Raw genomic sequence first — 6568 nt, forward strand, 5'->3', positions numbered from 1 at the left:
CGGACGCCCTGGCCAAGGTTTTCGGCGTCTCTCTGGGGTGAGTTGGGACGAAATCGCCCGGCGGGACTAGCCCCGCGGGAACCATCGCTCAGCATGGGGGTTTCTTCAAAATCTCCTCGAGGATGCAAGGAGCGACCATGCGCATGTTGACGATAGCTCTCGCACTTTCCGGGGCGGTCATCATTCAGCCCGTCTACGCCCAAACTGTTGGACCGCAGCCTCCCCAGGTGACGCCACCGCAGGGCGAAGTGCAACCGGAGCTGGCGCTGCCAGATCCAGGCTCTGCTGATTTGAATTTCACCGGCGTTGCCATTATCGCCGTCGAGGATTTGCCTGACGAAATCAAGGCGCAGGCGGATGCCGTGATCAATCAAACCAGCGCCGAAGATTTGCTTCGCCTGCAAAACTCAGTCGATGCTTCGCCTCAGGCGACATCGGCTTTGAGGGCGAATGGGCTCAATTCCTCGCAGGTTGTCGCTGCAAACATAGATGGCGATGGCACGCTGACCCTGATCATCCAGACGACGACTTGAGGCGCCGAAGCAACCATTCAACTTTGCCGCTCTGCAGGCGATGGGCTTTCTGTCTCGAGGTTGCGCACTTGCCCCGCGATAAAGAAGCTCCCCTTCGTCTATGCGTGGACGGGAGGCTCTTCATTCTCGTCGGGATTGGGCAGCGGGGTCTCGTCCGGGAGCCTTTCCGGTTCGGGTTCCTCGATCGGCTGGGGCTTCCATGTTGGAGGCGGCACGGGCACATCGCGATTTGGGTCTGGCTGTCTTGGCTGTGGCATCTAACTATCTCCGTTCAGTCGGAACAACTCGTGCGCCGTGGCATGGTTCCTGGCAGAATCCAGCCATCGAGATCGTTACGCCCTCAGGGCACGCGCATGTTGGTCCGCCCAGGTGCCGGCCCAAAAGTTTGCAGATCGTTCGGAACCGGTCGGATTTTCGAGCCGTTGTCATCGACAGGGATCAAGGAGAAGCGCGATGAAGGACAAGCAAGGAAATATCGACCATACATTGCCGCAGGTCGCCATCGACGATCAGCAGGTGCGACAACTGGCGGCCACGACCGATTTGCCGTCCAGGCAGGCTCGCGAACTGGTGCGCCGTCACGGCAACGATCCCCGGAAGCTGGAAGAGTTGGCGAAGTCGATCAACGCCACCAATTGAGTTCAGGCCAATGGGCACCACGGCGCATGCCGCTGGCGTCAGATTTCGAGCAAGGCGTAGGGGCGGCCGCTTGGCTTGGTCACATGCATGGCGACGTTGTAGACCTTGGCTCCGCCAGGCGTTTGACCTTCGTAAGAACCGCGATGTGCATGACCGTGCACGACAGCACTAACCTGGAATCGATCGATCGTCTCCGCCAGGCGTGAAGAGCCCAAAAATGGAAATATCTCCGGCGGTTCTCCCGCGACTGTGTCGGCAATCGGCGCATAGTGGAGGATCACCAGCGTGCGCTTCGCCCGCACCTGGCGCATCGCGTTTTCAAGTCGCATTGCCTCGTTCACGCTTTCGGCGACCATCGTTTTGATGGCCGGTTCACCGAATGAGCCGAGCATGCGTGACCCGAAGCCGCCTATGAATCCCTTCACGCCGACAAAACCCACCTCTTCGATTTCGACTGCCTGCCCGTCGAGGAGATGAACATGCGCCTGGCGCAGGATGTTCGTGACGTCTTCCACCGCACCAGACTCGTAGTCATGATTGCCGAGCACCGCCACGACCGGGATCGAGCAGTTGCGCAGATCCTCGGCCAGCATCTCCGCTTCACGAGGCTTGCCGAGATTGGTCAGATCTCCCGTGAGAACGAGAATGTCCGCTTCGCTCGAAATCTCGCCGAAGAGGTTTCGATACGAGGTTTGCGCATCTTCCCGCACATGGAGATCCCCGACCGCGGCAACTTTGAGCGCGCGTGCGCCGTCCTTGGGCCCGCTGCTCTTGACGGGATCAGCCATCACGGAATTCTCCCACACCACCGACGCCGGCGAAGCCCCATTCCTTGACGTCGATTTCGTAATCGGTTTGCGAAAGCAGCCGCCCACGGCAGATCTTCATCCTTGGAGACGGCAACTGCCGTTGCTTGGCGAGGCGGTCGAGCAATTCATCGAGCAGCCACGCCGGGATATGGTCGCGCTCGCTCGGATAGATCCATCTGAAATTGATAAGCTGCATCAACAGAACCTCCCAATGAACCTCCAGATAAGAAAGCAGCCGGTGCCAATCGATCTGATCGCCCGCCTTGAGAATCGTATGAGCGATATCGGCGCCATCGTGTCGCCCTCTGTCCTGGATAAAGCATTTGGACCAGATGAGTTCGGTCGGGCCGATGATCCGCACCCTGCTGCCCAACAGCTCTGTTTGGCGGGCGTGTTCCAGCCACAGGTCGCCAACAGGCACCGTGCCGTTGGCCGAGCCGAATATGACGTCGAAGAAATGCGTGCCCTTGAACACCTTGCCGAGCCACCGGTCATCCTCGATTTCGACGGCATATCCAAGCTGCTTGAAATGGGCGAGGATCCGCGCGTAATCGCCTGCCTTGCAGAAAATATCGAGGTCCTTGGTCTGGCGGGTGACACCCGTATAAGCGCTTACCGCGTAAGTCCCGGCGACCAGAAAGGGTATGTCGGTGGCGGTAAGCTCGCGGATTGCTTCCGTGTAAAATACCTCCGCCTCGGCATTTTTGAGCGTCGGCGCCGCTTTTGCATCGATCTTGGGAAGCGAGACCAGAACGTTTTCAGGCAATGGACCATTGGTCATGAAACGATGACTCCGAATCCGGCAACCGGTAGTCGCCCGCTGTGGTAACAACGTGAACCTCGCCTGGTTCCGCTACCAGGCGACCAGCCAAGGTTCATTCTCGTCACGCACTGGAAATTTCGGGATCGCGCCTGCCGATCCAAACCGCCAACGTCCTCGTCGGCAGCGCAATGTCGCCTCGAGATCGGCCCATGCCACCGCCAATGTCCCATTGGCCCAAATTTGAAACACCAGGTGGGTGATCGATCTCGATTGTTTTAGAGTTTATTGGGCTTACCCAATCGGCCCACAAAGCTGAAGCCGAGGCGCTTGACTTAGACGCAACCGATTGGCGTGCGCTAAGCCATCATCAGGATCCATCAAGCCATGACACCCTCGCCTCCCTTTCTCGGCTTTCCCGATCGCCTGACAGATGGTCACATGCCCCGCGCAGTGATCTTCGGAGCCGGTCACGGCAGCACTTATCCCGGCAAGGACAGCCGCGGCCATGCCTTGGCGGCGGATGCCATCCGAACTGCGAGCCAGGACGATGCCGCGCTCGTCGAGCACTGGGATTTCGATCTCGGTGGCCCGCTGTTCGACGGCAAGCCGGCCTCTTGCATCGACGTCGGCGATATCTTGACCACCATGCATGACAATGCCGGCAACAGGGTCAGGATCGAGGCAAAGACGCGCGAAATCCTGGTATTGCCGGCCGTGCCGATCCTGATCGGCGGCGACTGTTCCATGACCATTCCCTTCCTCTCCGGCTTTGCGGAGCACGGGCCGGTCTGGGTCCTGCAGATTGACGCCCATATCGACTGGCGCGACGAGGTGCATGGCGAACGCTACGGCTATTCGAGCCCGATGCGCAGGGCGAGCGAGATGCCGCATGTCGCAGGCATGGTGCAAGTCGGCCTGCGCAGCGTCGGCAGCGCACGCATCACCGAGATCGAAGCGGCACGGCGCTATGGCAGCCGCTTCGTGACCGCCCGCGAGGTTCACGCTCAGGGCGTCGAAGCCGCGCTCCGGCATATTCCGGAAGGCGCGCGGGTTGTCGTCACCCTCGACTGCGACAGCCTTGATCCAAGCATCATGCCGGGCGTGGCGGCGCGTACACCCGGCGGCCTCACCTACATGGAGGTGATCGACCTGATCGCCGGCCTCGGCAGACGGGCCCGGATCGCAGGGTTCGACCTTGTCGAGTTCTATCCTCCGGCTGACATTGACGACCTGTCAGCGCTGACCGCCGCGCGCCTTCTCGTCAATGTGGTCGGCACCGTCGTCCGGCAGGTTTGACGTCAAAATCCTGCTCTCCGCCGCAGACCTGCCCAAAAGCGCGTGAGCGAGCTTGCGGTTGAAATGCCCTTTTCCACACCTGGGTATTCGATCCTGCCTTGTCCGACCGGCTCGTCGCTCCAGACCAAGTTGAAAGCAATGCCCTTGAGCCCAAGCTCCCCGATCCGGCGTACGATCGTCTCCTGCAGATAGATATCGGATATTCGCACCCCATCGGCACGCTCGGGCAGCTTGAATATCTCGGCACCGCCGATTGCGTCCGCTCGAAGGACGAGGCTTTCGATCACCATTATGCCGCCATCGTCAAAGCGAACCATCTTTGAACGTTCCTCGTCCAGCGCATCGATCACGGTGGTGACATTGAAGAGCGATATTGGCTCGTCAGCACGAAGCGGCAGGAATTCACCGTACGGTTCGAGGGTTGGCCGAAGCAACTTCAACGCCCTCGCCCGCAGGATGAGCGCATGCTCGCCAAGCCATGGAAAATCTGAATATTGCCGGAGCGTACCGTCGTCGTGTTCGCACAGGATCTCCATCCCGGGCGGATGCCATTGTGTCTGCTTCCGGCCGCAGAGCGTCGAAAACAGCTGGTAGTCGTCCGCCTGTCGAGGAAGGACCCATTCCTGTCCTTCGACCACACTCAGGACATAGATATTCATCCGATCCCCCGCACATCATTGCCTTGGTAGACTCGGCCTGCTGCGCGGCTCTTCGCGCGCGTTCTCACCGCTGGTCCGCGACAGCCGTTTGCGGCACCGGCAGCAATTCGGGTGCATCCATCCCCTTGAAAGGGTCACGCCAGGCGTCGATGTCTTCAAGCCGACGGTACCAGCGGCTGACAGAGGAATAATCGTCGAGCGGCAATCTGGCGGCATCGTTGAACGGCAGAAAGGTCGCCATTCGAAAATCGGCATAGGAAACCGAATTCCCGACCAGCCACTGCCGCTCGGCAAGCACGGCGTCGAGTATTGCCGCGGCCGTATGGAATTGGTTTAGGCCCTCCTCCACCCGCTTCTGATCGATCGGGCCGATGCCGTACCGCTGTTTGGTCCCACGTTCGAAATGCACCGTGTCGCAAGCGAGTGCGAAGTGCTCCTTGCCCCAGCTGAGCCAACGGATCATCTCGGGTTCGTCATCGCCGGTGCGCCAGAAATCCGAATGCGCGTCGCGCGAGAGCCTGCAGGCTATGGCGTCTGCCTCCCAGAGGCTCTTTCCCTCATCATCCACAAGGATGGGCAGTGAGAGATTGGGATTTAACGGCCGATATTTCTCCGCCTGCCCCGGAGCGAAGGGCGAGGCGAATTCAAATTCGACTTTCGCGTCGAGATGGAGTGCCGCCGCGACCGCCAATCGAGGGTTGGGATTGCGGCTGAAATACAGCTTCATAGGGCACTCCCGGCGTGACTGGATCTGCCGATCAGGAACGTCATAGCAGCCGTGTCTGATAGCTCATCACGCGCTTTGCCCCCGGCGCGACCAGCATCAGGCCTGGTTTGTCGACAAAATCACCATCGAAATCCACCGGGCTTGCAAGGCCGTGCCAAGGTTCGATGCAAAGGAATGGCGCGCCGCCCGGCTTTGACCAGACGCCCAACTCCCGAACCCCTTGCCAGGACATCTCCAGAGCCGGGCCACGCTCAGCGGCATAACGCACGCTGGAGCTGGCGATCTGGTCCATGATCACCGCGTCCTCGTCGAACAACCGCTCAGAGAGCGGGAGTATGTTGCCTTCGACAGGCGTCGGCTGTGGCGTTTTCAGCAGCAGTCCGTCCTTAAGACGGCGGATCGGCGCCGGCTCATCATCGGCAAAGATCAGCCGGTAATCCGCCTTGGCCAAATCCGGCTGCAAGGGCCAATTGAATGCCGGGTGCGCCCCGATCGATGCCGGCAGGAGCTCATCACCGGTGTTGGTGATGTCGAAAGTCACATCAAGCTGCTGGCGGACCAGCGTATAGGTCACTTCAAGCCGAAAGGCGAACGGATAGCGCGCCCAGGTGTCGGCGTCGTCAGTGAGCACCAGCGTGCAGGATCTCGCCCCCTTCTGCGTCCAGGCAAACGGCTTGTCGCGCCCAAACCCGTGCTGCGTCATTGGATAGGTCCGGCCGCGATGGCGCAGATGATCGCCCGCCAGCCGCCCCACGATCGGGAACAGCACCGGCGAGTGCCGCCGCCATTCTGGCCCCGCCTGCCACAGGAATTCAAATCCGTGCGCGTCTTGCAGCGAAATCAGTTCGGCACCCTGCGCGACGATGGTCGCCGAGATGCCGTCGCCATGAAGCGTTTGGCTGTCCTGTGCCACATTTCCTCGCGGGTCGTTGTTGAAGGCCGGCGCGGTCGGCAGACTAGCAAAAGCTCTTGGGGACTCAAGGTGTAGCCTGGTTCTGCAGGAACGAATTGTGGCCGGAGGATCTACCGCCCGCCACCACTCCACAAAAAGAACAAAAAACCACCCTCTTTCCCCCAACGAAAAATCGTTATTAACGTTATCCCGTAAAATTAAGCAACAACAGGAAAATATTTAATAAATT

8 protein-coding genes are annotated in these 6568 nt (G+C 59.9%); 3 read left to right on the top strand and 5 right to left on the bottom strand.

The window, feature by feature from the left end:
• The first annotated feature begins 137 nt into the window (after positions 1–137).
• Together NKJ04_RS24840 and NKJ04_RS24845 are read left to right on the top strand one after the other, a co-directional pair.
• Positions 138–533 (top strand): hypothetical protein, encoded by a 396-nt coding sequence (locus tag NKJ04_RS24840; protein WP_023812004.1) that lies wholly within the window; start codon positions 138–140, stop codon positions 531–533.
• Positions 534–986: 453 nt separating this feature from the next.
• A complete protein-coding gene (locus tag NKJ04_RS24845; RefSeq protein WP_023812005.1) occupies positions 987–1172 on the top strand; it encodes a hypothetical protein in 186 nt (61 codons plus the stop codon).
• A 38-nt stretch (positions 1173–1210) separates the two neighbouring features.
• On the opposite strand, the gene NKJ04_RS24850 is transcribed toward NKJ04_RS24845, so the two are convergent.
• Both NKJ04_RS24850 and NKJ04_RS24855 read right to left on the bottom strand, forming a co-directional pair.
• Complete coding sequence (locus tag NKJ04_RS24850; protein ID WP_023812006.1) at positions 1211–1960, bottom strand: metallophosphoesterase family protein; 750 nt, start codon at positions 1958–1960, stop codon at positions 1211–1213.
• Positions 1953–2762: a nucleotidyltransferase family protein gene (locus NKJ04_RS24855; protein WP_023812007.1), complete on the bottom strand. Its 810-nt coding sequence runs from the start codon at positions 2760–2762 to the stop codon at positions 1953–1955. Before NKJ04_RS24855 ends, NKJ04_RS24850 begins: the two co-directional genes overlap by 8 nt.
• A gap of 366 nt (positions 2763–3128) precedes the next feature.
• On the opposite strand from NKJ04_RS24855, the gene NKJ04_RS24860 reads away from it, so the two are divergent.
• A complete protein-coding gene (locus tag NKJ04_RS24860; protein WP_352677732.1) occupies positions 3129–4040 on the top strand; it encodes an agmatinase in 912 nt (303 codons plus the stop codon).
• A 2-nt stretch (positions 4041–4042) separates the two neighbouring features.
• Here NKJ04_RS24860 and NKJ04_RS24865 read toward each other — a convergent pair whose 3' ends face one another.
• The 3 genes from NKJ04_RS24865 to NKJ04_RS24875 form a co-directional block, all read right to left on the bottom strand.
• Complete coding sequence (locus NKJ04_RS24865) at positions 4043–4699, bottom strand: imm11 family protein (protein WP_352677734.1); 657 nt, start codon at positions 4697–4699, stop codon at positions 4043–4045.
• 64 nt (positions 4700–4763) lie between these two features.
• A complete protein-coding gene (locus NKJ04_RS24870) occupies positions 4764–5426 on the bottom strand; it encodes a glutathione S-transferase family protein (protein ID WP_023812010.1) in 663 nt (220 codons plus the stop codon).
• Between the two features lie 40 nt (positions 5427–5466).
• The gene (locus NKJ04_RS24875) at positions 5467–6339 is read right to left on the bottom strand and encodes an aldose 1-epimerase family protein (protein WP_352552059.1); all 873 of its coding nucleotides are present in this window, start codon (positions 6337–6339) and stop codon (positions 5467–5469) included.
• Positions 6340–6568: the final 229 nt, after the last annotated feature.

Origin of the sequence: Mesorhizobium sp. M0618, assembly GCF_040320765.1 — a bacterium.
In the GTDB taxonomy this organism is placed as follows: Bacteria; Pseudomonadota; Alphaproteobacteria; order Rhizobiales; family Rhizobiaceae; genus Mesorhizobium.